24 protein-coding genes, 1 rRNA gene and 2 riboswitches are annotated in these 26,539 nt (G+C 39.8%); all 25 genes read right to left on the bottom strand.

Going from position 1 to position 26,539, the window contains the following annotated elements:
• Positions 1–221, bottom strand: a 16S ribosomal RNA gene (locus tag M3196_RS19610); the annotation flags it as partial.
• Between the two features lie 304 nt (positions 222–525).
• A complete protein-coding gene (locus M3196_RS19605) occupies positions 526–1,959 on the bottom strand; it encodes a nicotinate phosphoribosyltransferase (RefSeq protein WP_251324030.1) in 1,434 nt (477 codons plus the stop codon).
• A gap of 174 nt (positions 1,960–2,133) precedes the next feature.
• Positions 2,134–3,807: a transglutaminase domain-containing protein gene (locus M3196_RS19600; RefSeq protein WP_251324029.1), complete on the bottom strand. Its 1,674-nt coding sequence runs from the start codon at positions 3,805–3,807 to the stop codon at positions 2,134–2,136.
• A gap of 67 nt (positions 3,808–3,874) precedes the next feature.
• Positions 3,875–5,179, bottom strand: a complete 1,305-nt coding sequence (locus tag M3196_RS19595; protein WP_251324028.1) for a VWA domain-containing protein — start codon at positions 5,177–5,179, stop codon at positions 3,875–3,877.
• Positions 5,180–5,196: 17 nt separating this feature from the next.
• Entirely contained in the window at positions 5,197–5,604 is a 408-nt protein-coding gene (locus M3196_RS19590) for an RDD family protein (RefSeq protein WP_251324027.1), read from the bottom strand.
• A gap of 34 nt (positions 5,605–5,638) precedes the next feature.
• The gene (locus M3196_RS19585; protein ID WP_251324026.1) at positions 5,639–5,929 is read right to left on the bottom strand and encodes a hypothetical protein; all 291 of its coding nucleotides are present in this window, start codon (positions 5,927–5,929) and stop codon (positions 5,639–5,641) included.
• A gap of 14 nt (positions 5,930–5,943) precedes the next feature.
• Complete coding sequence (locus M3196_RS19580; RefSeq protein ID WP_251324025.1) at positions 5,944–7,413, bottom strand: hypothetical protein; 1,470 nt, start codon at positions 7,411–7,413, stop codon at positions 5,944–5,946.
• A gap of 12 nt (positions 7,414–7,425) precedes the next feature.
• Positions 7,426–8,142 (bottom strand): pilus assembly protein TadG-related protein, encoded by a 717-nt coding sequence (locus tag M3196_RS19575; RefSeq protein WP_251324024.1) that lies wholly within the window; start codon positions 8,140–8,142, stop codon positions 7,426–7,428.
• The gene (locus tag M3196_RS19570; protein ID WP_251324023.1) at positions 8,135–8,527 is read right to left on the bottom strand and encodes a TadE/TadG family type IV pilus assembly protein; all 393 of its coding nucleotides are present in this window, start codon (positions 8,525–8,527) and stop codon (positions 8,135–8,137) included. Before M3196_RS19570 ends, M3196_RS19575 begins: the two co-directional genes overlap by 8 nt.
• 21 nt (positions 8,528–8,548) lie before the next feature.
• Positions 8,549–8,767 (bottom strand): hypothetical protein, encoded by a 219-nt coding sequence (locus M3196_RS19565; RefSeq protein ID WP_251324022.1) that lies wholly within the window; start codon positions 8,765–8,767, stop codon positions 8,549–8,551.
• A gap of 32 nt (positions 8,768–8,799) precedes the next feature.
• Complete coding sequence (locus M3196_RS19560) at positions 8,800–9,738, bottom strand: type II secretion system F family protein (RefSeq protein ID WP_251324021.1); 939 nt, start codon at positions 9,736–9,738, stop codon at positions 8,800–8,802.
• Between the two features lie 3 nt (positions 9,739–9,741).
• Positions 9,742–10,674, bottom strand: a complete 933-nt coding sequence (locus M3196_RS19555) for a type II secretion system F family protein (RefSeq protein WP_251324020.1) — start codon at positions 10,672–10,674, stop codon at positions 9,742–9,744.
• Positions 10,671–12,008, bottom strand: coding sequence for a CpaF family protein (locus M3196_RS19550; RefSeq protein ID WP_251324019.1), 1,338 nt, complete (start codon positions 12,006–12,008; stop codon positions 10,671–10,673). The genes M3196_RS19555 and M3196_RS19550 overlap by 4 nt, the downstream gene beginning before the upstream one ends.
• Before the next feature lie 11 nt (positions 12,009–12,019).
• Positions 12,020–13,135, bottom strand: a complete 1,116-nt coding sequence (locus tag M3196_RS19545) for an AAA family ATPase (protein ID WP_251324018.1) — start codon at positions 13,133–13,135, stop codon at positions 12,020–12,022.
• 24 nt (positions 13,136–13,159) lie between these two features.
• Positions 13,160–13,897 (bottom strand): Flp pilus assembly protein CpaB, encoded by a 738-nt coding sequence (gene cpaB, locus M3196_RS19540; protein ID WP_251324017.1) that lies wholly within the window; start codon positions 13,895–13,897, stop codon positions 13,160–13,162.
• A 555-nt stretch (positions 13,898–14,452) separates the two neighbouring features.
• Entirely contained in the window at positions 14,453–15,199 is a 747-nt protein-coding gene (locus M3196_RS19535) for a prepilin peptidase (protein WP_251324016.1), read from the bottom strand.
• Between the two features lie 162 nt (positions 15,200–15,361).
• Positions 15,362–16,660 carry an NCS2 family permease gene (locus M3196_RS19530; protein ID WP_251324015.1) on the bottom strand — a complete coding sequence of 433 codons (1,299 nt, stop codon included), beginning with the start codon at positions 16,658–16,660 and terminating at the stop codon, positions 15,362–15,364.
• Between the two features lie 132 nt (positions 16,661–16,792).
• A riboswitch (purine riboswitch) is annotated at positions 16,793–16,894 on the bottom strand.
• A gap of 100 nt (positions 16,895–16,994) precedes the next feature.
• Positions 16,995–18,542 carry a glutamine-hydrolyzing GMP synthase gene (gene guaA / locus M3196_RS19525; RefSeq protein ID WP_425311035.1) on the bottom strand — a complete coding sequence of 516 codons (1,548 nt, stop codon included), beginning with the start codon at positions 18,540–18,542 and terminating at the stop codon, positions 16,995–16,997.
• A gap of 249 nt (positions 18,543–18,791) precedes the next feature.
• Positions 18,792–18,893: riboswitch (purine riboswitch) on the bottom strand.
• Positions 18,894–18,933: 40 nt separating this feature from the next.
• Entirely contained in the window at positions 18,934–21,126 is a 2,193-nt protein-coding gene (locus tag M3196_RS19520; RefSeq protein WP_251324014.1) for a transglutaminase domain-containing protein, read from the bottom strand.
• Positions 21,113–22,384, bottom strand: coding sequence for a DUF58 domain-containing protein (locus tag M3196_RS19515; protein ID WP_251324013.1), 1,272 nt, complete (start codon positions 22,382–22,384; stop codon positions 21,113–21,115). The genes M3196_RS19520 and M3196_RS19515 overlap by 14 nt, the downstream gene beginning before the upstream one ends.
• Entirely contained in the window at positions 22,381–23,358 is a 978-nt protein-coding gene (locus tag M3196_RS19510) for an AAA family ATPase (RefSeq protein WP_251324012.1), read from the bottom strand. The genes M3196_RS19515 and M3196_RS19510 overlap by 4 nt, the downstream gene beginning before the upstream one ends.
• A gap of 169 nt (positions 23,359–23,527) precedes the next feature.
• Positions 23,528–24,382, bottom strand: coding sequence for a manganese catalase family protein (locus M3196_RS19505; RefSeq protein ID WP_251324011.1), 855 nt, complete (start codon positions 24,380–24,382; stop codon positions 23,528–23,530).
• A gap of 249 nt (positions 24,383–24,631) precedes the next feature.
• Complete coding sequence (locus M3196_RS19500) at positions 24,632–25,180, bottom strand: FAD synthetase (RefSeq protein WP_251324010.1); 549 nt, start codon at positions 25,178–25,180, stop codon at positions 24,632–24,634.
• Between the two features lie 19 nt (positions 25,181–25,199).
• Complete coding sequence (locus M3196_RS19495) at positions 25,200–26,036, bottom strand: alpha/beta fold hydrolase (protein ID WP_251324009.1); 837 nt, start codon at positions 26,034–26,036, stop codon at positions 25,200–25,202.
• Between the two features lie 21 nt (positions 26,037–26,057).
• Positions 26,058–26,525 (bottom strand): DUF3237 domain-containing protein, encoded by a 468-nt coding sequence (locus M3196_RS19490; RefSeq protein ID WP_251324008.1) that lies wholly within the window; start codon positions 26,523–26,525, stop codon positions 26,058–26,060.
• Positions 26,526–26,539: the final 14 nt, after the last annotated feature.

Genomic DNA, 26,539 nt, shown 5'->3' with positions numbered 1-26,539 from the left:
CCGAAACCGACTTTCAAAAAGAAGAAATGCTTCTTCTCTTGTTATCCGGTATTAGCCCCGGTTTCCCGGAGTTATCCCCGTCTTACAGGCAGATTACCCACGTGTTACTCACCCGTCCGCCGCTAAAGTCAGAGGAGCAAGCTCCTCATCATTCGCTCGACTTGCATGTATTAGGCACGCCGCCAGCGTTCATCCTGAGCCAGGATCAAACTCTCCATAAAAGTGTTTGACTTGCTCTAGTTTTAAAACTGACGGAATTAAATGTAATTCCTTACCTATTTCTTTTGTTCAGTTTTCAAAGAACTTGTTTGCGTCACTCTCTTAAATCAGCGACAAAAACTATCTTACCACATATCGACTATGTGATGCAACATCTTTTTTAAAAAGTTTTGTTTGTTTTTGTCGATTAATATGTAAGAAAAGCAACAACGTTTATTACTATATCAGCGTTTCAAGGCACCGTCAACGGTTTTTTAAATTTTTTATTAAAAAACCTCTTTTCACATTGAAAAAGAGGTCTAGAGTCTATAAAGAATACTTCTCTAACAGGTCATTTTTCGTCTTCCACACTTTCTCAGAAAGGTCTACAAAGTATTCCTGCGGGTTAAGTCTTCTAAGATGCTGCGGCCAGAACAATTTAAGCTGTTCTTGATGGTATTGCCTGATTTCTTCTAACTTTGGAAGTTCATATACGAGCTTTCCTTCTATATATATAGGATGTAAAAGCTCTTCTGCAGTAAATGATGAAACAACTTTATTTTTATAGGTGTGTACAGGATCAAAAAGCTTAATATCTTTTTCAGGAATAACTTCGTCTTCCATGGCAATGTAATCCGCTTCTGCTTTTCCTTTAGTATTAATAATGCGATACACCTTTTTATATCCAGGCGTTGTTATTTTTTCTACATTAGATGAGATTTTTATCGTAGGAACGTACTCACCATTTTCATACTTCGCTACTACTTTATATACTCCGCCAAGTGCAGGCTGGTCTGAAGCCGTAATCAGCTGAGTTCCTACTCCCCAAGATGTAATCTTGGCACCTTGTGTCTTTAGATCTGTAATAACATCATCATCTAAATCGTTACTCGCAACAATTACAGTATCATGAAGTCCTGCTTCATCCAGCATTTTACGAGCTTGAATGGAGAAGTAAGCCAAATCTCCGCTGTCCAGACGGATTCCCTTAAGCGATTTTCCTTCTTCTTTCATCATTAATCCGACTTTTACCGCATTAGGCACTCCGCTTTTTAACGTATTATATGTATCCACTAGGAGAATACTTTGGTCAGGAAGTGCTTTTGCAAAACGTTTAAAAGCTTCTTCTTCAGAATCATGATCTTGAACCCAAGCGTGGGCGTGCGTTCCTTTTGTAGGAATACCAAAGAGCTTTCCTGCACGCAGGTTTGAAGTGGCATCAAAACCTGCAATATATGCGGCACGCGCACCCCATATCGCAGCATCCGCTTCTTGAGCCCGGCGTGTACCAAATTCCATTAACTGATCATTTTCAGCAACATGCCGGATACGTGCAGCTTTTGTTGCAATAAGCGTCTGGTAGTTCATAAAATTTAAAAGAGCTGTTTCAAGCAAGTGAGCCTCGAATACACGGCTCTTAATCCGAATGAGGGGTTCATTTGGAAACACTACAGTCCCTTCTTTTACACAAAAAAGCTCTCCCGTAAATTCAAAGTTTCTTAATTCGTTTAAAAACTCTTCATCATATTGTTCATCCTGCATTCTTAAATAATCAATATCATCTTCATTAAAACGGAGATGATTTACATAATGGATGATTCGCTCAAGTCCGGCAAATACCGTATAGCCGCTTTTAAATGGATTTTTGCGGAAAAATGCTTCAAACACTCTTATGTTGTTATGCGTTCCGTTTTTCCAATGGGCGTACATCATATTGATCTGATACTTATCTGTATGTAGGGCTAAATCTTCATAGCTCATCTCGGAATCCCGCCTTTCTCTTGTACATTTTTCTCTTATTGGGCATTTGTTAAACATTTTAAAAGGCCCGGTCTTTTTAAAGAAGACCGGGGAACTAAATAAATTTCTTATAATTAAAAATTACTGACTCCTTGCTTCATCAGCAAATTCTTGTATTAATTTTATTACACGTTCTTAAAATTCAATTTCTTTCTTCGTATGAGTCTTCTGAAACTCTGCTGGTTTTGGATCGAAGTATTCCATCGTGAATTTAGGTGCGAACTTGTTGTTCTGAAGGTATCCTGAACCCCACGTTGGATCCATTGTCAGCCAGCGTCCATCAACTTTCGTCTCCACCCAAGCATGATTTTGACCTGCATATCCAGTCACCATCTGAGTTTCCATTCCACTAGCTCGTAACAATGCGATTGCCAAATAAGCGAAGTCCTGGCATACTCCTTCTTTCTCGTCCAAGGTTTTCAATGCGCTATCATCAAACTCGAATGTCCGGTTGTTCAATTTATCCACATCATAGCTCACAGTTTTCGCAACATACTCGTATACAGCAAGAGCCTTTTCTTTTTCCGTTTTCTTATTTTTCGTCAGTTGATCTGCTAACTTTTTAATCTCAGGAGCGTCTGACTGAATTCCTCTTGAGGGCAGTGTAAATCGCTGGTCTTTTGCATTTGTGTTCTCTAACGTAAAACCTGCTACTCCTACAAAATGCTGGACATACCCATTTGTTAATGTAAAGTCAGGGGCCATTAATGAGACTTCGTATTCCCCTGGTCCGAAACGCAGGAAAAACTCGCCTTCAAACTTATTGTTTTTAACTGGTATAGCGTACATCGCTTTCAGATTATCTTTTTCAGTCTGGACAAATACAACATCTGTTTTGTTCGCGTCTTTTCCGCTAGGATTGATACTTCCCTTAATCTTATAAGTGAGATCTGCCTTTTCACCGCCAACTTCAGGTGTCTCCAGGTTGAACCCTTTTTCTTTATATACTGAAGAATAATTGATAGGTTCAAAGGATTCACTTGATAGATTCTTCACGAAAAGATTGGCCGCTTCAGAATAATAGTTCGACATGCCTTCTTTCGGCGTCATGATCTGAACTTCATGAACACCTTCCCCATAATAGAGGGGAATTTTCTTGCTGAACTTTCCGTCCTCAACAGGAATCATGATTTTTGTAGATTCACTCTCTTTTTTCAGTTCCACCATAAGCTGTTCTACACGTGTATCTCCAACTACTCCTTCAAGCTCAAAAGATCCATCTCTTTCCATATACCCATTTATGGAATTTTTTAACACTAATCCGTGTTCAAGAGCGTTCTTAGTGAGCGCTACGTCACGCTTCACTTCTGGATTCACGTTTTCAACATCAAATTCTGCAATATCATAAAAATAATCTTCCGCCGTTTCACTAGGCACACTGACTTTTACAGAATAGTTGCCTTTCCCGTTAAACAGCTGGACCTTCTGTTCAAACTTCCCTTCTTTAATAGGGGCATAATAGCTAAATTCACGTCCAACAGGACCATCTTCCTCACTTCTCACCTTGATCCATACGTAATCCGACTTAAATCCGCTATACTTTTCCGCTTTTCCTTTGATTAAAACAGTAGAGTTTGCCTTAAACTCTTTGTACGTTGGGCTTGATAAAGTCACTTCAACCTCTTCTGCATATGGAAGCAGCTCAAGCTTCTCTAACTTTTCATCTTTATTTGCCTCTTCAGCAAGAGCGGTGTATTTATCCTTTTTTTCCTCTTTTGCTGGGCTGCTTGAGCCGTTCTGGTCTGCGCTGCAGGCGGTCATTGCAAGCACTATAAATGATAGAAGAATACTTGTAAGCTTATTGTTCATTCTATTAATCTCCCCTATACGTATTCAAAAAGAAAGAGATGGGGTTGCCATCTCTTTGTTGTTAGTTCTAATCAAGACTGTCCTGTTCCTGATTTCTTTTGTTTTCAATCGCTTCCTGTAAAGCATCACGATTGTCTTCTATTTCACTTTGTAGTGTTTTAAACGTAACATCATCATAATCTACGAGTGTGTTATATCGATCGTTGATTAATTTTTCAACTTCAAAGCCATTTTTCACTTTCTTTAATTCACCTAAAAGTTTAACTCCTTTTTCAAGGCGGTCCTTTTCTTCAACGATTTTATTTAAGACCTCACTATGCCTATTCTGTACTTCATTAAATTTATCACTGGCTATTTGTTGGGCTTGCATGAAATTCTCGTCGCTCCAGCTTTGCCATTCCAGCCACAGTTTATTTTTTTCCCCAAGCAGATATTTCTCAAAATCAGCAGCAGAATTAACAGAATGGTATTCTCCGCCACCAGCTTGAGCAATTTTTCGTAAGGATTGCTGACCTTCGTTATTGACATCAAACCCAATGACATTAACTTGAGCTTTTGCAGGAGAATCAGCAATTGCTTTAGCTGCTGCAGCTGGATCACCATCACAAGTCTCTACACCATCACTCACAACGTAAATTAAATTCTCCGCTTTATCACCGTTTTGTCCCACTAAATCTTTTTGAGCTGCTTGAATTGCACCAGCAATTGGTGTCCATCCTGTCGGTTTAAATTTGTCGAGACTGTTCTGAAAACCGTCTTCGTTATATGTATTAAGTTTATATACAACTTCCGTACTTTCACATGAAACCTTTTTGTCACTATCGGCATTGCTTCCTTTTTGGCCGTATACGCGCAGCATTACATTAGACCCTTGTGGCAACTTACTTGCATAATTACGAACTGCTTCCTTGGCAATTTCCATTTTGGTTTTTGAGCCAGCTTTAGCAGCCATACTCCCACTCGAATCTAGTAAAATAGCAACATTTAAAGCTTTTCCGTTACCTGGTTTATCAGATACAGGCACTTCAATCGTTGTGTTTAAATTCTTGTAATACTTATAGTCTTCCTTGTAGTCTTCAGCCAAGTAATGGATAACCGCATCATAAGCTTCATTAGTACTAAGTTTATTCGGAATTTTTGCAAATGCATCTTTCATTGCTTCTTCTGAATAGTTGTCATCCACTAGCTTACCAGGACCTTCCAACATCATATCTTCGGCCTCTGTTGCAGCTTTAGGAAATTCAGTTTTCTCTTCTTTTTTCTCTTCCTTTTGTAGAGGATCTTCATTCTTCGAAGCTGTAGATTCGGAACAGGCTGACAATAGAAACAGGAATGACATTATCACTATACAGAGTGTAAGGTACTTTTTCATAAATGCCTCCTTATTGTTTAGGGTTCTTCAGTCGTAACATAAGTTCCTGCTATAAAATCATGAACAGCTCTCTTATCATTCCTAAAGATGATCATAAAAATAGTTACGATATATAATGTTAAAAAACTGATTGTATATAAAACTTGTGCTACCGGCATTCGAAGTATTGTATTTTTAAAGCCTAGTTTTTCACCATCAACACGAACAATTCTTGCACCTGTAACACGTTTACCCACCGTGTATCCATTCCAATAAACAGGAACGAGAATATAGTAAGCCATTACATACAACCAGATCGCGATTCTGGATAAATTCTCATCTTCAAAAATAGGTCCGATGAAAAATCCAATAACAGCTCCTACTCCTGCGTCTATAACTACTGCACCTAAACGTCTCCAAAAGCCTGCAGGCTTTTGTAAATCCATGGTGTCACTTCCTTCTTTATTAATAGCTAAATATCTAGTTATTAATAAAATATACTAATACAAATACAACAGGTACTGCTATTGCAGTATAAACGATTGTTCTTCCGTTAATTTTACCACCCATACTTTCTCGGACCTTCCCAAAAATAAGCAGAGCTGCACAAACAAACATTAATCCTACAATAAAATAAGAAAAAATAGATTGATCAAAAATATAGTTACCATTTGGAAGTTTTGTTGCAGAGGTACTAAATAATATAAGTGCTAAAACAACAATACTGAGCATTGGGCCCCAAAAAAACCAATCATATGATTTTTTATTCATTCTTAATCTCCCCTTTAAGGTCTTTTATACAAATTTAAAATGGATTGATGCAATTCGTTGAACTTATCTAAACCTTTATTATATAAATCCTTTAAGCCATTATCAGGATGAGATTTAGGGTCATTCCAATAATATACGTCAGCGGTTAAGGAGTTTATAAAATTACCCATTGGTTGAGTAATAGGTTCCGCAAAATCCCCCAAAGCATTAGCAATTGCAGATGAACCAGGAAGGGCTATTAATCCACCTATTCCTCCGACAATTAAATCCTCAACACTAAAACTACCATCCAGATATTCTGTGAAACTATATGAAGCTGACCCTATTCCGGCACTTAAAGTTGCCCAGCCTGTAAGACTTCCCCAGCTCTTAGATGTAATAGCGCCAAATAACTTTCCTGGAATTGGTCCTCCTATACCTGCTAGGAAACCGTTTATACCCATATTTCTAAAGGTCTCACCAAAGTTTAATTGCTCACCTGTTACCAAGGCAGATCCTACATCCCATACAAAGGACACACCAGCGCCTATACCAAATGCTTTTAAGAAAACACCCCAACCACCATAAAACCTACCTATAGCAGTAAAGGCTGCTCGACCTCTGGCACCTGCCCAACGTCCAAATTGCATTGCATTTCTTCCAACAAAGCTCCCGAATCTTCTTGCACCTTGCCCAATCCAGCCAGCGAACGAACGAAGATATCTAACACCTGTTCGGAGCCCTTGACCAATCCAGCCTCCGAACGTTCTCATTCCACTGCCAATATAACGCAGACCCTGTCCTAACCAGCCACCAAAAGTTCTCATTCCACTGCCAATATAACGCAGACCCTGCCCTAACCAGCCACCAAAAGTTCTCATACCATTTAAGGCTGCGGTTAAACCCCTAGCTAATCCTGCACGAAGCATTCCAGCCATAGCACCAACTGCACCTATACTGTATAACCAGCCTCCTAATGCGCCTAGAGCTGCACCACCGAAAGCCCAAGCTAGAACTCCCCATCCAAAGGTATCCGTACCACCATATTTCCAGAAATAAAAAGCACCTGCAACAATGGCACCGATAATAGCACCTACTAACAATGCCACGCCTACAAACGGCAGCAGTACAAACGCTGCAACTGCAACGGCAACCACCGCTAATACGGCAAGAATTGTATAAATGAGGTCTTTTGTCCAATCATTCAGGGAATTCCACCAGTCTCCAACACTTTTAATTCCATTTGCTGCCCAATCCACAGCATCTCCAAGCGCTTTAATAACAGGCTCAAAGAACTTTTCCACTTTTTTTAAAGTATCCTTTAATCCATCTCCAAAATCAAAGGGCAAGAAGTCCCAAAAGCTATTCGAATCATTCGCCTGCATTTCTGTAGGCTTTATCTGACTTTTATTATATTCAAGCGCTCCGACAGAAGCAGGGGAAACACTTACGAATGAGAATAATAAACATAGAATAATAGCTAATAAAGATCGTTTACGGCTCATTTTGTCTCCCTCTTAATCACAGGTAATTTCAATCCCTTTGGGTGTAGCTATATTTACTGCGGCTTCTGCTCGTACTTTATTTTCATCACCTGAAAACATATTTTCATCAACCGTAACAAATTCAGCTTTCTTCTTAACTTTCACAAAAACTTTGAATTCCCCTTCATATGGAAACTCGACTTCAACGTCTTCTTCTGCTCCATTTAACTTTGCATAATGGCGTGCTGCTTCTTCCACCTGAGGAAATGCATCCTCAATAGATCCGCAACTAATATGATTAATTTCGTCTTGTTCAAATAAATATTTTAAGGCTTCATTTAAATCCATTGAGTCAAGATCTACAATACTACCATTTATCCATTTTTCTACCCCAGGTGGCATTTCTTTTCCAAAGAGGGCATCACCTATCCCAGTAATAGGTGTAGAGATCCCTTCACCCTCTGCAGGTTCAGCTCCCTCTTTTCCTTCTTCTTTTTCAGCTTCTTTTTCACTTTTAAGATCATCCAGACGATCTTTTATTTGTTTTCTGAGCTCTTTATCATAAATTTGTTTTGCCTCTTCAGCGGCAGCAAGTGCAGCGGAGTCAGCAGAAGTTTGACCCACTCGTTTTGCAGCAAATGTAGTAAAGAAATCAAAAAAGATGAAACTGATAAAAATGGCTGCCATAAGCAAACCCATAACTACTAAAAGGGTACTACCTCTTTCATTTTTTAAGTAGTTATTATTCATCGGTTTCATCCTCCTCCATTGGCATAGTTGCATCGGCTTTCAAGTCATAATCAATCTTTCCTAAAAAGGGAACAGATACAGTTGGAACTTTTGTAACTACTGTAACCGTTACATTTTTTCCATAACTAGAATCACCGGTCGAACTTGAAACACTTTGAAGATCTAATCCGTATGCTGAGCTTTCTACCGCTGCTTCATAATCCCCTTCAACCGATGCCACACGTGCACCATCTCGAGCTGCTGCTTCTGAAACAACAACGGCATAGGCAACTAAAGCAACTTGCCATATAAATAGCAAAGAAAATATGATCATAGGGAACACAGCTAAAAACTCTATTAGCTGCGATCCTCTTTCATTCTTAATGTATTTTTTTATATATCTCATATGGCACCCCAGAGACTCGGTTTAACCGCCAATCCCATTAATCAATTTGATTAATTGGTTTTTCACTGCTGTACCTACAGACGTGTCACCTTTAAAAGCAGTAGCAATTGCTGCCATAATCGCTAGTACTAACATGCCCAGTGCAATCCACTCTAACGCTTGTGCTCCTCTTTCATTTTGAACTCTTCCTGTAACGTTCTCCCAAGCACTAACTGTTTTCACATATAATTTTGTAAACATTTAAATCTCTCCCTATTTATATTTTTTATTATTTAAAAGAAGCTATCTAATCCGAACGCCCCTGGATTGTAAATAATATTTAAAAGCAGAAGCCCAATGATTAAGAAAAATACAGCAGGAGCAACAAAGAATGTTGTTACAAGTGTGATCTGCGGGCTTGCCTTTGCTGCCTTTTCTTTCGCTTTAAAGCCTCTCATAGCTCTTAAATCATCCGCTTGTATACGAAATGTCTGAGAAACAGGAACTCCTAAAACTGAACCTTGAATGAGAGAGTTTACAAGCATCTCCAGTTCTTTTGATGAATTACGAGATATTAGATTTTGATAAGCTAGTTTCCTAGTTACACCTAAATCGATCTCATAGTTAAAACGCTCAATCTCTTCACTTAATGGGCCATCCATTTGATTGGTAACCTGTTTTAACGCTCCATCCAGACTGACACCTGCTTGAAGCGTAACACTCACAGTATCAAGAAAATCTGGCATAGACACGCTGATTGACTCTTGCCTTTCTTTAGCCTTCATCCGCAGCCAAAGCTGTGGCCCTAAAAATCCTGCTATTGGAAAAATCAAAAGCACAATTAACGAGAATGGCATGCCTAAAATGGAATATATAGAGCTAAAAAATAGAGCTCCAAGTCCAGAAATAAAACGCATTCCATAAAATTGGTCGAGTGTGAGACCCAAGGGATTTCCAGCTCTTGTTAAAAACAGAGTATCCTGTTCTTGATTCGCAAAAAATGGATATTTTTTGGCTGTAGGTTCCGCATATTTTGCAGCCCTCAAAAGAGGACTTATCATACTTTCTCTTAAACTGCGCTTTTTTCTTTTCTTCTTCTCTCTTTGATGCAGGTATTTGATTAAATTATCTTTTTTTGCAATGTACAAATACAAATAAACAAAGCCAATTAATATAAATAGTAAAATAAAAAATGTCATTAATACTGAGAATAAACCTAATATTTGACCCATAACTTACACCCTAATCCTAGTAATCTTCTTAATAAGCAAGAAAGCGATAAACTGCATTCCAAGAAAAACAGCTAACAAAATTAACCCAAATGGTGTAAAGAGAGGATTAAGAAATCCAGGAATAAATAGGTTCATCATCATAGCCATCATTATCGGCATGACTGGCAAGATATACGAAATGAATTTCGCCTCTGCGGTAACGGTATCTATTTCTTTGCTCACCCGAGCTCGCTCTTCTAGAGTTTGAGCCATTAAACTCAAAACTTCGGCTAAGTTGCCTCCTACCTTTCTCTGAATGAGTAAAGTAGAAACAAAAATATGCAGATCATTACTATCAAAACGATCTCGTAGTCTCATCATGACTTCTTCAAAATCATCCCCAAGACTAAGCTGCTGGTCGATCTTTTTAAATTCAGGTCCTGCAGGTGCTTTAACTTCCTGAGCAATCATTTCAATGCCTTGAGGAATGGTTAAACCTGCTTTAACAGAGTTACTCATCATCCGGCATATATTGGGAAGCTGTTTATTGAAGTTTTCACTTCGCTTGTTTTGGCGGGATTTTAATAAAAACTTTGAACCCAGCCAAACAATAAAATATGAAATGGATGCATCAAGCGGGAATACAAGACTTAAAATAAAGTGGTTCATAAACCAGAGTAAAAAGAATAGCATTATACATATTCCCGCGTACTCGGATGCTTTCAATGGAATGTGGGCCTGAACAAGCTTTTTTGATAACTCTTCAGCAAGTTCTGATCGATCGTATTTATCACCTATTCCAACAATAAAACTGCTTCTTTCTTTCTTCTTTTCTTTTACAAACCACGATTCTACATGTTTTTTGACCTGCTTGTTGCTAGAACTTCTTTTAATAAAAAAAATGGCTAGGAAAAACGAAAAGATCGCTAAACTCAATGTTGTCCATGCGAGGATCATTCAGTACCCTCCTTTTGGAACATGGTTTCATTAATAGATATCCCAAATGTTTTCATTCGTTTATAAGCTTCAGGAACATACCCTGTCGGTGCAAAATGGCCAATAACTTCGCCTTTAGCATTTACACCTTCTTGTATAAATTTAAATATTTCGAGGACCTTAATTTCTCCGTCTTCCTCTTTAATTTCAGCGATACTTACAATCTTACGTTTCCCATCAATTTGTCTGTTCGTTTGTACAATGAGATCAAGTGCTCCAACAAAGTAGCTTCTAATAACATCAACAGTTAGCGGCAAACCAGACATAATGACCATGGCCTCTAGTCTTCCTAAAGCATCCTTTGGAGTATTGGCATGGACAGTGGTTAATGATCCTTCGTGACCTGTATTCATAGCTTGCAGCATGTCTATCGCTTCTGATCCACGCACCTCACCCACAATGATACGATCTGGTCTCATACGAAGAGCATTCCTTACTAACTGGCGAATGGTGATTTCGCCTTTGCCCTCCATATTTTCTGGTCTAGCTTCCATTTTCACTAGGTTTGCATGATGGAATCGTAATTCTGCCATATCTTCAATCGTAATTATGCGTTCACCTTGTGGAATGGATCCAGATAAGACATTTAACAACGTCGTCTTACCACTTCCTGTACCTCCAGAAACGAGAATATTACATTTAGCACGAACAGCCGCTTGGAGAAATTCGCCCATATCTCGTGAGAATGTTTCAAATCCCTGCAGGTTCTGTAGGGTAAATGGTGTTTTGTTAAATTTACGAATCGACATGACTGAACCATCGAGACTAACAGGCGGAATGACTGCGTTAACACGGCTTCCGTCATGAAGGCGGGCATCTACCATGGGAGAACTTTCATCAATACGCCTTCCCAAAGGTGCGATGATCCGATCGATGATATGGCGGATATGTTTTTCATCTTTAAAGCGAATAGGTGTCTTTTCTAAACGCCCTTTTCTCTCAATAAAAATCTCATTTGGACCATTTACCATAATCTCGGTTATAGAGTCGTCCTCTAATAAAGCTTCCAACGGGCCGTAACCAACCGATTCATTAATGATTTGTGTAACAATCTGGTCCATCTCGTATTGAGGAATAATTACACGTTCTTCTTGAATCATCTGGGTTACGAGACGTTCAATGGTTTGTTTCCGTTCTTGTGCCGGCAGAATCGTTATAGATTCAAGGTTGGCTTCCTTAATAATCCGAGCTTTATAATGCCGGACCAGCTGTTCAAGCTGACTATCATTCACATCCCAGTCATGGTCAGGTACTAAAGGTGATTTTGCAGTTATTTCTTTAATCCAAGAACCCATTTTTTATCACCTCACTTCTCCATGCTAGTAACAAATTTCTTAATATCTTTTAATGCCTTGGATGAGTGTTTTTCTTTCTTAGACGTAAAAAACGGTTTACCGATATTTACATGTGGCTGAAGATTAAAAAAATCTGCCCTGATTTCACTAACGATCGGTCTTGAAATCATTTCATCGATATCTTTCTTTGATAATTCATTTTTGGCATGGACTCTATTCAAAAGAATAGAAACATTATTCCTTATACCAAGCTGGAAGCGGGCAAACGAATCTTCTGTGTTTTTATACCCTCGTAATCCCATGCTATCTGGTGTAAGCACGTAATAAATATGATCAGCTTCACCCAGTGCTGTATAGGTAATATGGTTAAAATAAGATGGAATATCAAGAAGAACATAATCGTAATGCTCTTTGCAGATACGGATTAGTTTAATGATAAGTTCAGTCGTTACTTCTTCTGCTTTCGCCAGATCTTGAGGACCTAGCACAATAACGTTGCCAGTCCGTTCATCTTTATAAGCAATGTTTTCAATGTGTCTAATATTCATCTCTTGGATAACAGGTTGAAGGTCATAATAAGACCTTTTATGATCAATACCCAGTATTGTATCAAGACCGCCAAACTGGGCATTTAAATCTATAATGGCCACTTTACAATCACCAAAAATCTGAAGTCCTTGACCGACTGCAGCTGAAAGTAGAGTTTTCCCGCTCCCGCCTTTGCTGCTGTAAAACGCATAGGCTTTTCCAGTGCTTTCTTTTTTGTCTAAGGACTGAAGTAAACTAATTTTCTCTTTTGCTGTATCAAGAACTTTTTGCACACGATACTCTTCCTCAGGAAGAATAATCACATCCGATGCATCAGCAAGCATCCATTGACGACCAAGTTCAAATGATTTTTCACTTAGTAAACCTATTACGATTAACTTATTCTGATTTTTAAAGGATTCGAATGATTTAAAGGACTGGTGATCGATAAAAAGGATAGAGTATTGATTAATTTCTAGATTTGTTCCACTCCACTCCCCTATGATATCTACCTGCAAGTTGTTTTCTTCAATGATTGGTTTAAGAGTGTTTATGTATATCTCACTCTTAGTAACAATTAAAACTTTATATCCATTCATGCTACTTACTTCCCTTCTACGATACTAGTTTGCTTTTGGTTTAGCTTGGGGTGCTGGATTCTGCTTAGGAGTAGCTGGTGCAGGTGCAGCCGGTTTAGCAGCTGGTGCAGCTTCCTCCTTCTTCTCCTCTGTATTTTTCTCTTCTAATTCATTAACTCTTAATATTCTTATCTGCTGTGCAGTATTTTGGTAATGAATCAGCTTTTCAGCATCCTCAATAGAAAGGGAAACTTTGATTACACTAGTCGTCTTATTCTTTTCAATTTCAACATCATCATCTACTTCTACTACATGAATGCCTTTTAATGCTCTTTTGGTGGTCATTACATTTTTTTCTTCCATAGAAACAACGATGTCTACACGGTCACCTTCCGTAACATTCTCATCAATTAGTACATTTTCAGTAGGGTTAAGCCATACTACTCTATGCCCCTTAGATATATCTATCTTGGAACGCAAGACGTTTTTCGTTAATATGTCACCGTCTTTCATATCTGTTAGGACAACCTGATTTTTCAAATCCCCCTCAGACTGTATAAAGTTAGAAACGGCTGCATTTTTAGGGATTTCAACCCACTTAATCTTGGAGGATGTTATGGCCTCATTTGATTTAATGTTTCCTTCTAATGCTGCAACTTTAGTCGTTTCTGTTAGGTTCTGCTGGGCTTTTCGAATTTCGTTTAAAACTACCCCAGCTGTGACAACTGCTAAAATAAATGCTACAACTAAAAATATAAGTGCTTTGCGTTTTGCGTCGACCATTATTCGTTAACCTCCAGTAATCAAAAACACAAAATTATCTAAGTATGAAATATGTAAAATGAATCATGCCAAAATTATCACATTTTTTCACTGAGCGTCAATCTCTCTAAAACCTTTATATATAAAGGTTTTATGGACGTTTCCACAACCTTCTTACTACTCCCTTTCACGCTTCGACTTTAATCGACAATCGGACGAATTAACTATACTAGGAATATAATCATAAAAAATATGAAAAAATAACCATATTTACTAAAATTCAAATTCCCCAAAAATGTGTTTTCAAAACTAAAACCCTGTATTTTAATGGTAATTATTGATGTAAAACGTAAATACTGACTACTAGGAAAAAAGTATTAAAAATAAAAAAACCAACTAAATTTAATTAGTTGATTTAATCATTTTTTAAGTTCACCTAACCATTGCCACGAGTTCCTGGATTCCATGTTTTGTACGTAACACTATCCACTTCTTTTTTTTCACCTGGTTTTATAGTGGCACCCCATTAAAGGCGACTACTAAAAAATCTCTATCCCTTCTACTCTCACCTTCTTGTCAAAAAATCCTCTCCAACAACTCCACACTATAATAATAAGTCACCAGCGCACCCAATGCTAAATACGGTCCAAATGGAATTTCCGTTTTTCGGGTAAACTTTTTCAGCAATATTCCTGTAACGCCAATAACCAAACCCACTACTGATGCGATCATGAGCGTTATAAACGCCCCCTGAAACCCAAGCACCAGTCCAAGCACACCCATCAGCTTAATGTCCCCGCCGCCAATACCGCCTTTTGATAAAATCGCGAGCAGCAACAAAAACAAGAACCCTAGCAAGCCTCCCGCCACTGCATCTAGCCAGCTTCTATATTCAAAAACGACCTGCAATGCCAAAAACCAAACGAAAAACACAATCAATACCTTATCTGAAATGATGAAATACAATAAATCCGATACAAAAATAATGGCACATAACAATAAAAGTGAGCACACTAAAAGCAGTTCCACTGAGAAACCATACTTTATGTAGGAAAAGGCATAAAGTGCACCTGTTAACACTTCTATTACCGTATAGATGGCAGGAATATGCTTTTTACACGTCCCGCATTTCCTGCCTGCAGCAATAAAAGAAACAATAGGAAACAGCTCATACCATTTCAGCTGCCTTTGGCAATGATCACATTGTGAGCGTTCTACACCTGTAATCTTCATTCCCTTTGGCAGACGATAGCCGACTACTCCGCCAAACGAAGCCAGAACCGCTCCTACTATAAAAAACCAAACACTCCACATCGTTTCCATTTCCCCACTTCTCCTTAACGCTCCATCTGCACACTATTATAATGAAGGAACTATAATTTCGCACCTTTCTTCCTTAAAGTTATCGTCTTCTCTTTTTATTTTTCTTCCTCAGAACGTAAAAAAGGAATGCCCGATTTCGGACATTCCTTCTGATGTTTTTCACTATTCTACTAAGAATACAAAGTAGCTGATAAAGATGACAAACAATACCCACATGATCGGGTGAATTTCTTTTGCCCGTCCTTTTACAGTCATCGTTAATGGATACATAACGAACCCTAGCGCGATTCCTGTTGCGATACTGTATGTGAGCGGCATTGCAATTAGAGTTAAGAAAGCTGGTACTGCGATTTCAAGACGGTCCCATTTGATCTTGCTTAGTACAGAAACCATCAATACACCTACGATGATTAATGCTGGGGCCGTTACAGATGGTGTTACAACTACTAATAATGGTGAGAAGAATAATGCCAATAAGAATAATGCACCTGTTACGACAGATGTGAATCCAGTACGTCCGCCTGCTGCTACACCTGAAGCTGACTCGATGTAAGCTGTTGTTGAAGATGTTCCGAGAACTGCTCCAACTGCGATTGCTGATGAATCCGCAAGCAATGCTTTACCTGCACGAGGCAGTTTGTTGTCTTTCATGATTCCAGCCTGTGAAGAAACGGCCATAAGTGTTCCGGCTGTATCAAAGAAATCAACGATAAAGAACGTTAAGACAACAATCATCATTTCCACTGTGAAAATTTGATCGAAGTGACTGAACGCTTGTCCAAATGTTGGCGCAAGGCTCGGGATCGCCCCAACGATTTTGTCTGGCTTATCAATCAAACCAGCGAATATACCCACAATAGCTGTAATGACCATTCCGTAGAAGATTCCACCACGGATGTTTCGGATCATCATTAGAATTGTAACAATGAAACCAAAGATCGCTAGTAATGTTGGTCCTTGTGTTAAGTCGCCAAGTGAAACAAGTGTTGCTTTATTTTCAGCAATGATACCTGCATTTTTCAAACCGATAAACGCGATAAATAGACCGATACCAGATGCTGCTGCAAATTTTAAATCTTGAGGTATTGCGTTAATAATGGTTTCACGAATTTTAAATAATGTAATAAAAATAAAGATGATTCCAGACATCAATACTCCGGCAAGTGCAGTTTGCCAAGGAATACCCATTACTAAAACAACAGAGTACGCAAAGAATGCATTAAGTCCCATACCCGGTGCCAGCGCGATCGGATATTTCGCAACGATTCCCATGAACAATGTTCCAAATGCTGCGGCAAGTGCTGTTGCTGTGAATACAGCTCCTTTATCCATACCAGCGTCACCAAGAACCATCGGATTAACGAATAGGATATAAGCCATAGCAAGAAACGTAGTTAAGCCTGCTGTTGCTTCTTTCTTATAGCTTGTATTAAAATCTTTAAAGCCAAAATAACGTTCCATCTCTCTTACTCCCCCTATACACACCTACGTATGAACTACATAAAAATAAAGACCCAAGGGACTCGCCCTTGGGTCTGATCACGAAAAAGTTAAAGAATCCGTCCATATGCCACTTTATCAATAGCACATGTCATTATTTCAATAATCTTCCGTAGTCAGACCATTTAAGGCAGTCTGGTAGAAACTTTCGGGCCATATCCCCGATATTATACGTAAGAATTTCATTTAGTTTTATTAACATCTTGAGTATAGGTCGAATTGTGTCGTTCGTCAAGCACTTTTCCGAATAATTATATGTTATTTTACAATAATCGTTCGGTTTTTTATACTTTTCCTATTCCCACTCAATTGTTGCAGGCGGTTTTGATGTAATATCGTACACAACGCGGTTAATGTGATCCACTTCGTTTACGATACGAGTAGAAATTTTCTCAAGTACATCAAACGGGATACGAGCCCAGTCAGATGTCATTCCATCGATGGATGTTACTGCACGGATACCTATTGTGTAATCGTACGTACGTGCATCGCCCATTACACCAACACTGCGGATATCAGGAAGGACAGTGAAATACTGCCACACTTCACGCTCTAACCCCGCTTTTGCGATCTCTTCACGCAGGATGAAATCAGATTCACGAACGATTTCGAGCTTCTCTTCCGTAATTGCGCCAAGTACACGAATTCCAAGACCTGGTCCCGGGAACGGCTGACGCCAAACGATGTGCTCAGGAATACCAAGCTCTGTACCTACTTTACGCACTTCGTCTTTAAATAGTGTGTTAAGTGGTTCGATAAGTTTGAACTGCATATCTTCTGGAAGACCGCCAACGTTGTGGTGAGATTTGATCGTTTGAGCTGTTGCTGTACCGCTCTCTACGATATCTGTATAAAGTGTTCCTTGTGCAAGGAACTCAATGCCTTTAAGATTAGATGCTTCTTCATCAAATACGTAGATGAATTCGTTGCCAATGATCTTACGCTTCTTCTCTGGATCAGAAACACCTTCAAGCTTGCTTAAGAAACGTTCTTTTGCATCCACTTTAATAATATTGATGTTGAAGCCTTCGCTGAATGTTTTCATAACTTGATCTGCTTCATCTTTACGGAGAAGTCCATGATCTACAAAAATACAAGTCAGCTGGTCCCCGATTGCTTTATGAACAAGTACCGCAACAACAGAAGAATCTACTCCTCCTGACATGGCGCAGATTACTTTTTTGTCTCCGACTACTTCGCGGATCTTTTGTACTTCGTCTTCGATCCAGTTTTCCATCGTCCAGTTTCCTTCACAGCGGCAAACGGATTTAACGAAATTATCCAAGAACTCGATTCCGTATTCAGAATGACGAACCTCCGGATGGAACTGAACACCGTAAAGCTGACGTGATACATCACTCATTGCAGCTACTGGGCAAGAGATACTAGTAGCATCTGTAACGAAACCTTCAGGTGGCGCAACAACAAGGTCACTATGGCTCATCCATACAACTTGCTGTTCGGGAAGATTTTCGTAAAGTTTATTTGTATTTGTGATGTTAATAGTAGCTTTTCCGTATTCACGGTGGCTCGCACGCTCAACTTTTCCGCCAAAATGATGGCTCATCAGCTGCATGCCATAACAGATACCAAGTACAGGGATTCCCAGGTCAAAAATCGCCTCATCACAAGCAGGTGAACCTTCTGCATAAACAGAGTTTGGTCCTCCAGAGAAAATGATTCCTTTTGGATTCATTTTTTTAATTTCTTCCGCAGTAGTTGTGTGCGGATGCAGCTCGCTGTATACTCCTAAATCACGGATACGGCGTGCAATCAACTGATTGTACTGTCCGCCGAAATCCAACACAACGATCATTTCGCTCATTACGTGCAAGTCATTCATTTCGTGCATGTACTCACCCCATCTATTAATGTCAGCTATAGTATCCGTCAGCTTGTCTTACTTTACACCATCAAAAAGTATAACTTGTTTAACCGATTGTTAAAACGACGCAGCAAACAAGTAAGATAGTATAAGTGCAACGAAGGCTGACTTAAAGTGCATGTCGTCAGCCAAGCTTTCTTTATAAAACAAAAAGAATTCCACCCTTGTTTTCCACAAAAAAACAAAGGCAGAATTCCTTAAAATAACTATAAAGAATCCTGCCTTCATAGTCAGGTTATTTTCGGCAACCCGGTAGAGACTCTCGAACCTTATTATCGAGGATATACGAAGGAGAATATTATCTGACGCTATAATCTTAAGGACATTCTAACAATGCCTGTTATAGCGGTCAAGGGCGGATTCTTTTAATTAAATTTTCCCACAATTCACGGTTGAATTCGTTCCATAAATCAGTCTTCTTTTTCGGGCTGAATTGGACCCCTTCATACGCTTTAGCCAGGATTCTCATGTCTTTCGTGTCGAGTGCCCGATCGACGTATAGTGCGTACTCTCTTAGCGTATACGCTGGCTGTCTTCTAATTCCATACACTTTAAGCAGCCACAAAAGTTTTTCAAACGCTTCTTCAAATGTTTCTGTACCTTGTTTGCGTTTGTAGCGCCAGATTGTATACTGACGAAGCCATTTTCTGCGGAACAAGAAGGCAAGTCCTGCAACGATCAAAAGAAAAATGAATAATGCAGCAGCCATATACCCAGCTGTTTTTAAAATCGACCCAATGCTCATTTTTTCAGTTGAAGAAGTACTGCCTTCGTTCAAATCTTTTTCAGGCTTTTCAGGCTGTTCAGGAACGGCTGCAGCTGGTGTAGCTGTTTCTTTATCTTCTTCTGGCTGAAACGGATTATCGAAACCGCGAGTCGGTTCAAACGGTACCCAGCCAATTCCAGAGAAGTAAACTTCAACCCAGGAGTGGGCGTTTGCATTTGTAACGGTATATTCACGAAGACCGTCATCGCCCATTCCTTCAAATGTACCTGACGTAAAACCTTTTACCCAACGAGCAGGAATCCCGACGGATCGCAGCAGGACGATCATAGATGTAGAAAAATTATCACAATACCCTTTTCTTGTTTCAAAAAGGAATTGATCAACATAATCTTCATTATCTTCAGGCACAGCTACTTCAATCGTGTTGTAGCCATATGCATTTTTCGCAAAGTACCCTTCAACCGTTTTTACTTTATCGTATATCGTCGGCTGACTTGCTGTTATTTCTTGCGCTAGATCGCTGACTCGCTGCGGGAGCGTTTCCGGCAGCTGCAAGTAGTTATCCATTATATATTGCGGATAGGAATTCGTTGATTCTTTTAGCTGTTTTTCTTTTAATACTGGAAGTTGATAGTTCATGGAGTAAGAGGATAGTTTAACTTCTCCCCCATTTTGGAAGGTTGAAATTTTACCTTTTACCCCATCGAGCTGAAAAGTCGTATCTGGATCTGCTTCGATTTTCGTTAACTTGCCGGGAATCATCAGAAACGGATATTCCTTGCCTTTTTCCGCTTCAATTCTTGCTGTGCTGTCTTCCATCTCTAGTCCTTGTTCCCAAATTTTTGTATAGTCTGTTTGAGCGGAAGGCTGATTTGCATCAACCGGAACAGCTGTGGTTGGGATCTTATTCTCCCACCCTTTTCCCGTATAAAATTCCTTCGTTTCAATTCTCCAATAGTGTCTCGTATTATCGTATGACTTGAAAATCAGCGTATAGTCAAATTCAAACGGACCTCCAAGCTGGCTGTCGTTTTCTCCATACCCGATTTTTGCTATACCACTGCCTTTTCCGCCTTCTCCAATGTCTTCTTTGCCAGACAAATTTTGAATGAACGGTACAGGATCTGGCCAGATCGGTGAAGCTTTTGGAGCGACATAACCTAATACGGATGACAATGCAATCACTCCTGAAAGAGGCGCTACCCAAAGAACAGGGAACTTTCCTTTTAACAACGAAAATCCTTCTGTCTCAATAATCTTCATCATTCTTAAAATACCGATCAGCAACAATCCGATAAAGACCGTTCGTATAATCGCCAGTTGGCCGTCATAAACAGTAAATGTATCAAGGATGGAAATGTAAATGACCGTGATTAAGAAAAATAAGAAGATCCTTCTCGTTTGAATCAGCCAATAATGCATCAGATAGCTCACAAGCCATAATAAAATAAAGAACAGCAGTGAGCGGCTGAGCGAGGTCATTTCATTCCAGTTCTGATCCGAAAACAGCGATAAATTGTAATGAATGTCCTCTATCAGATAAGGAACCCATTTAAAAGATAGAAATACATCAAAAAAGTAAAGAGAATGTAAGGCGTACAGCAGTGCACCCAGCTTAACCGGGAATGAAATCCAGATCGGAAGCTGAAAGTACGTCACAATGAATAAGAACATCGTATACATCACAAAAATGTTAATATCATTCGTGGTAGTAATATCTTTTAAGGGTCTCAGCCATTCCCATAAAAGAAGAAATCCTAATCCGTAGAGAACGAGTGTATGCAGGGTCGAAGGCTGCTGTTTAGATTGTTGCATACATTCCACCTGCCTTCAGTGATTCATTAAAGTCAGAGCCGATTATTGGTGTAACCGGAACACCGCATTGTCTGATCCGGTTCATATACGTCAGTTCCTGGCTGTTCAGCTTAGGATCCAAAGCCAGGTAAAAGAATATGACATTCGTTTGCTGTCTGGAAGCTATAAGTTCTAGTGTCTTCATCGTGTATTCAGACAGATTAGGAGAGATGATAAGCGCTGTCTTCCCTTCCATATGACCAATCATATATTCCTGCTTCAGACGTTCCTCAAAAGGTTCTTTTATATCAGCCTTCACCTTAGCCAGTTCATGAAAGATGCGCCATTCCTGTTCAACCCCAATGTTCATCGGGATCTCTTTTCCTTTAAAAGGATGATACCCGATAGAACCGCCTTTTGAGATTGAAAAATGAACAAGTGATGCTGCGAGTGAAACACCGCGTTCAAACAGCCAGTCATTCATACCGTAGCTTTTGTCGCAATGATCCAGAACGATTACAAAATCATCATTCCGCTGCTGCTCAAACACTTTTGTGAGCAGTTTGTTAGATCGCGCACTCGCCTTCCAATGCAGCCAATTCATTCTGTCACCAGCCACATAGTCGCGGACACTTACGGTAGATGTGTAATCTGTAAATGAACGCTTACCCACCTTTTTCATACCAGTTTGAAGCATTTTCCCGTTTTCCCAGCGTTCAATATCCTGATATTGCGGGTAAACAAAAATTTGATCCTTTATAGACACACTCGTATTTTTTAAAACAAAACCGAAGATGTCGCCAGTCTTAACCATGATTTGATCAAACTTAAACAACCCGCGTGGTGCAGGGTTAATCGTATAGGAGTATTTCAGACGTTTCCGAAACAAAGGGAACATCAGTATACGAGATTGTATCTGATGAGTGTTCCCTTCATAGCGGGTTTCACGAAGTAGTGCTTCAGGCAGCACGTCTTCCAATACGACATAGAAAAGAGGGAAATTGCTGCGCCGTGTAACCACAATTGTGATCTCCACTTCTTCTCCAGCCATCAGTTTTTCTTTTGAAATAATCCGCTCAATATTCAGCCGCCCGATGGGATAGAACGCCATTGCAACAGAATATAAAACGAGCGGGAGAACACTGTAAAACAAAAACCAGCTTACGAATCCGCCTTGGAACATGGCAAAAGAAAACGTAGCTAGCAGTAAAAAAATGATCCCTGAAAACCCTATAGGTGTTTTATAACGCTCCCAAAATTTTTGGAGAAATGCCTTCATCTCGCATGCTGTTCCTTATGAATAGGTGCAGGAACGCGGGCTAAAAGATCCTTGATTACCTCTTGGGCGGTTACACCTTCAAAACGGGCTTCAGGCTTTAATAGCACACGATGCACAAGGACAAACGGTGCCAGATATTTTACATCATCAGGGATTACAAAATCACGGTTCATTAACAGTGCATAAGCCTGTGCCGCTTTTAGCAAGGCAAGTGAACCACGAGGACTCACTCCTAATGCAATGGACTTATGATTACGCGTACGGTTAACGAGATCAACAATATAGCGCTTCACAGAATCAGATACATAAATATTTTTCACAGCGGTTTTCAGTTCAGCGATCTCTTCTGCTGAAATCGCTGGCTTCAACAAGTGGATCGGATGTTCGTTTCCGATAACGTTAAGTACATTAAACTCTTCCTCCGGCGTTGGATATCCCATTGTAAGCTTCATTAAGAAACGGTCCAGCTGGGCTTCCGGCAGCGGATATGTTCCTTCGTATTCAATTGGGTTCTGTGTTGCCATTACTAAGAACGGGTCAGGCAAGATATGTGTTTGCCCATCAACCGTCATGCTCATCTCTTCCATTGATTCAAGAAGAGCTGACTGTGTTTTTGGAGAGGTACGGTTAATTTCATCTGCCAAAATAACGTTTCCGACTAGCGGACCCGGTCTGAACTCGAAGCTCATGTCTTTTTGATTATATATGGATACTCCCGTCATATCCGACGGCAATAAATCAGGTGTAAACTGAATACGGTTGAATGTTAGACCAAGGGATTTAGCGATGGATCGAACCATCATTGTTTTCCCTACCCCAGGTACATCCTCAAGCAATACGTGCCCCCCAGCTAACATAGATACTAGCGTTAATTCAGTAACTTGTTTTTTTCCTACCATTACTTTTTCAACATTTGTGATAACGTCTCTTAGCTGCGGATGATATTCGAATGAATTTTCATTTCTAGCGCTCATGATAGACTCCCCTCTAACATTTCTGTCTCTCTATTAGATAATTTTTTTCTTTCCTATTAAATTCGCATTTGTAAATGTATATTCCTTGTTTAATTTACAAAAAAAGAGAAAATTCGGGAAATCAGCACAAAATAAAAAAGATGCACCCTGAACAGTGCATCTCAATACTCTATTTTCTATTCATCATTTGCGTTTTTAAACTTTTTTCCAAATCGTGGTGCAGGGTTGGTGCTGGAACTTCAGGATTAGGGATATTTCCTTGTGGGACAGGATCTGCTTCATAAACAAAATCACCTGTACCATCCTGAGCACTTCCTGTTGCCCACAATCCTTCTTTAGATTCCTGTCCTTCTGAAAGGTTCCAAAACTTATAGGCTTCCGGCTGGGATTCTAATTCGGCTTCTGGCGGGAATGAAGCCGGAACAACTACACCGTTCTTCTGTTCAAGTTCTTCAATAGCTGCCATCCACTGATATTGATGATATCGGTCACGCGCAAGCATTTTTCGAAAAGCAGCACGAACTCCTTCATCTCTCGTCATATGGTACAAGCGGGCTACTTGCAGTCTTCCTTGACTTTCTGCATGCAGATTTGATCTCATATCTGCCAATAAGTTACCGCTCGCTACAATATAGGCTCCGTTCCATGGTACACCGTTTGAGTTGGTCGGCAATCCGCCAAGACCGCTTACAAGCAAGTGCTGCGGGTTGATTCCTCCCATGATTGCTGCTGTAGCGGGATCTTTAGCAGCTTTTGCTTGGTCATCTGGAGAAGCACCATCAAGTAGCTGACTGATCATTGCACATAGCATTTCTACGTGTCCGATTTCCTCTGTTCCAATATCCATGAGCATATCCTTGTACTTTTCTTCTCCCCTGCAGTTAAAGCCTTGGAAAAGATACTGCATCATAACCGTCATTTCCCCAAACTGTCCGCCTAAAACTTCCTGAATCTGACGGGCGAGCTGAGGATCTGGACGTTCTACCTTAATCTCAAACTGCAACTCTTTTTGGTGACGAAACATATGAAACCTCCTTGATAGTTGGTTGATAAAGCTTCAATTCTTTGATTACCCGCTTATTCACCTTTCAAACAGCTATCATAAAAAACAGGTCAGAAAGAACTAGGCTTCAATGTGCCATTGTACCAGCAATATGCAGAAAGCCCTTATAAAAAAAGTAGAAGAAGATTGGTTTGTAGTTGGTTTGATAATAACTCCCTGAAGGAACAAGCAAAAACCCTGTCCAGTAAAAGGAGACAGGGTTTTTAGATTTTAAAGAATTTTTTTAAACAAGTTTCGCCCAAGAAGTTCGTTGGCGAGCTGAGCTTCTTGTTTGCACAGCAAATTACGGATTCTTGTCGATGAAATGGTTTCGCCTTTTGAACATTTTATCGGCGGATGGGTAAAGGTTTGAAACATTGCTGAAAGGTCGGCCGCCGTCCCTTTTTTTCCTTTTCCGAAATTAAAGTCCGGTCCAACCCAAACTTCCTGCGGATTTAATACTTTTAGCTCCTGCAGAAAAGCTTCAGGACTGCGTGAAGCGTAGTGTTCATTAAAGTCAGCTATGATCACATAATCCACCTTCATTTTTTTGATAAAGCTTATTTTTTCCCCAACATTCGTTAAAACCATTTGATTTTGAAAAAAGGCACGGGGAGGTGGATTAAAGGTGTATACGACGGAAGGGACAGCGAGTTCCCTTGCACGGTTCACTGCTCGTTCGATTAATGCTTGATGTCCTCGATGAATGCCATCAAAAGCTCCTATCGTCACGACAGACTGTTCAAGCATTAATTCATTGTTTCTAAATACCTTCATCATGGGGTTCCTCCGTTACTTTTCATTTTAGTTTAGAGAGGAATTGTTGGATTTGCTGGTTTATTTCAGGTTGGTTTTTAAAGACCATGGTGTAGTGATTACTTGGCGTTGTAACTGTCTCTATTTTCTTTGTATATTTGCATGTATCCTCATAGGACTTCTCATTAAAGAGAGGCGGTTTTTCGCCTATCTTTCCATCGGCAACTACTAATAGCGTATCGCAATCTACTTTAGAGCAGACTGATTTTGGTTCATAATCATAAAAGCTTTCAAAGTCTTCGGCTATCAGTTTAGGATCTGATTTGTGTTTCCACATACCGTTTTGTTCCTTAACCTCGTATCTTGCGTTTTCTTCTAATTCTGGATTCCATTGAATACCCAGCTTTGAATAGATAACTTTTGTTTCCTCCACATAGTCTTCAGGAGATTCATAGTCTTTGCTTAGGCGGCTTAAGGATGGCTTGATCTGGTCTCTCTGCGTTTCATCCGCTTTCCCTCCCCCATCTAAAAGGATAATCCCTTTCACCCGTGGGTCCATACTTCCAACTAACGCAGAGATGTAAGCTCCCATGGAATGGCCGATCAAGATAGGGTCTTCGATATTTAAGGCATTGATGATTTGAATTACGTCACTTGCATGCTTGAAAATGGATGGAGAGTCGTCCATTGGGGAACTGTTCCCTCTTCCTCTCAAATCTATAGAAATAAATCGGTACTCTCCAGAAAGGGTCTCGGCGTAATAATGCAGGTTTTTATGGTTTCCTGTCAGGCCATGTATGGCAAGGATAGTGCCCTTCTCTCCTGGATATTCCTTTATTTCGAATTGTTTATCCATTATGTTTATTTGATATTGCTTCATTAAGCCACCTCCCTGATCCCTTTATTTAACCGCATAAATCGAATATTGTACGCCATCTGGCAGCCTTTTTCCAACACAAATAAAGACCGTACGGTTAAGCCAGTCATATTTTTCCGATGCCGTTTCAAAAACAGGAACGGTACGGAAATAATATTCCGTCATATCTACTTCTTCTCCAGCATCCAAACGTTTTAAAACCGATTGAGGTCCCGTGCGTATACCACGGTATGTCATTAAAATAAGGGCACCATCATCGGTGCGGAGCGTAATTCGGACATCCTGTATGATGGTTCCGTCCTCTCTTACTGTAATCCAGTCATCTCCGCCCGGGACCACCTCTCCTCTTATTTCTTCCCCTTCAAATGTCCCGCTTGCTACATTTATAATTCTTCTCTTGCCAACGGGGGTCTTTTCCTGAAAATGCGGAGGGTCTACTTTTAACGATAAATTAAAAAGAAATGTAAGTTCGGGAGCAGAAAATGTCTGCAATAGATCCCACTCTC

This window comes from Fictibacillus nanhaiensis (assembly GCF_023715445.1).
Lineage (GTDB): Bacteria > Bacillota > Bacilli > Bacillales > Fictibacillaceae > Fictibacillus > Fictibacillus nanhaiensis_D.
Note: the sequence above shows the minus strand (reverse complement) of the source record. Positions and strands in the feature narration are given on the sequence as shown.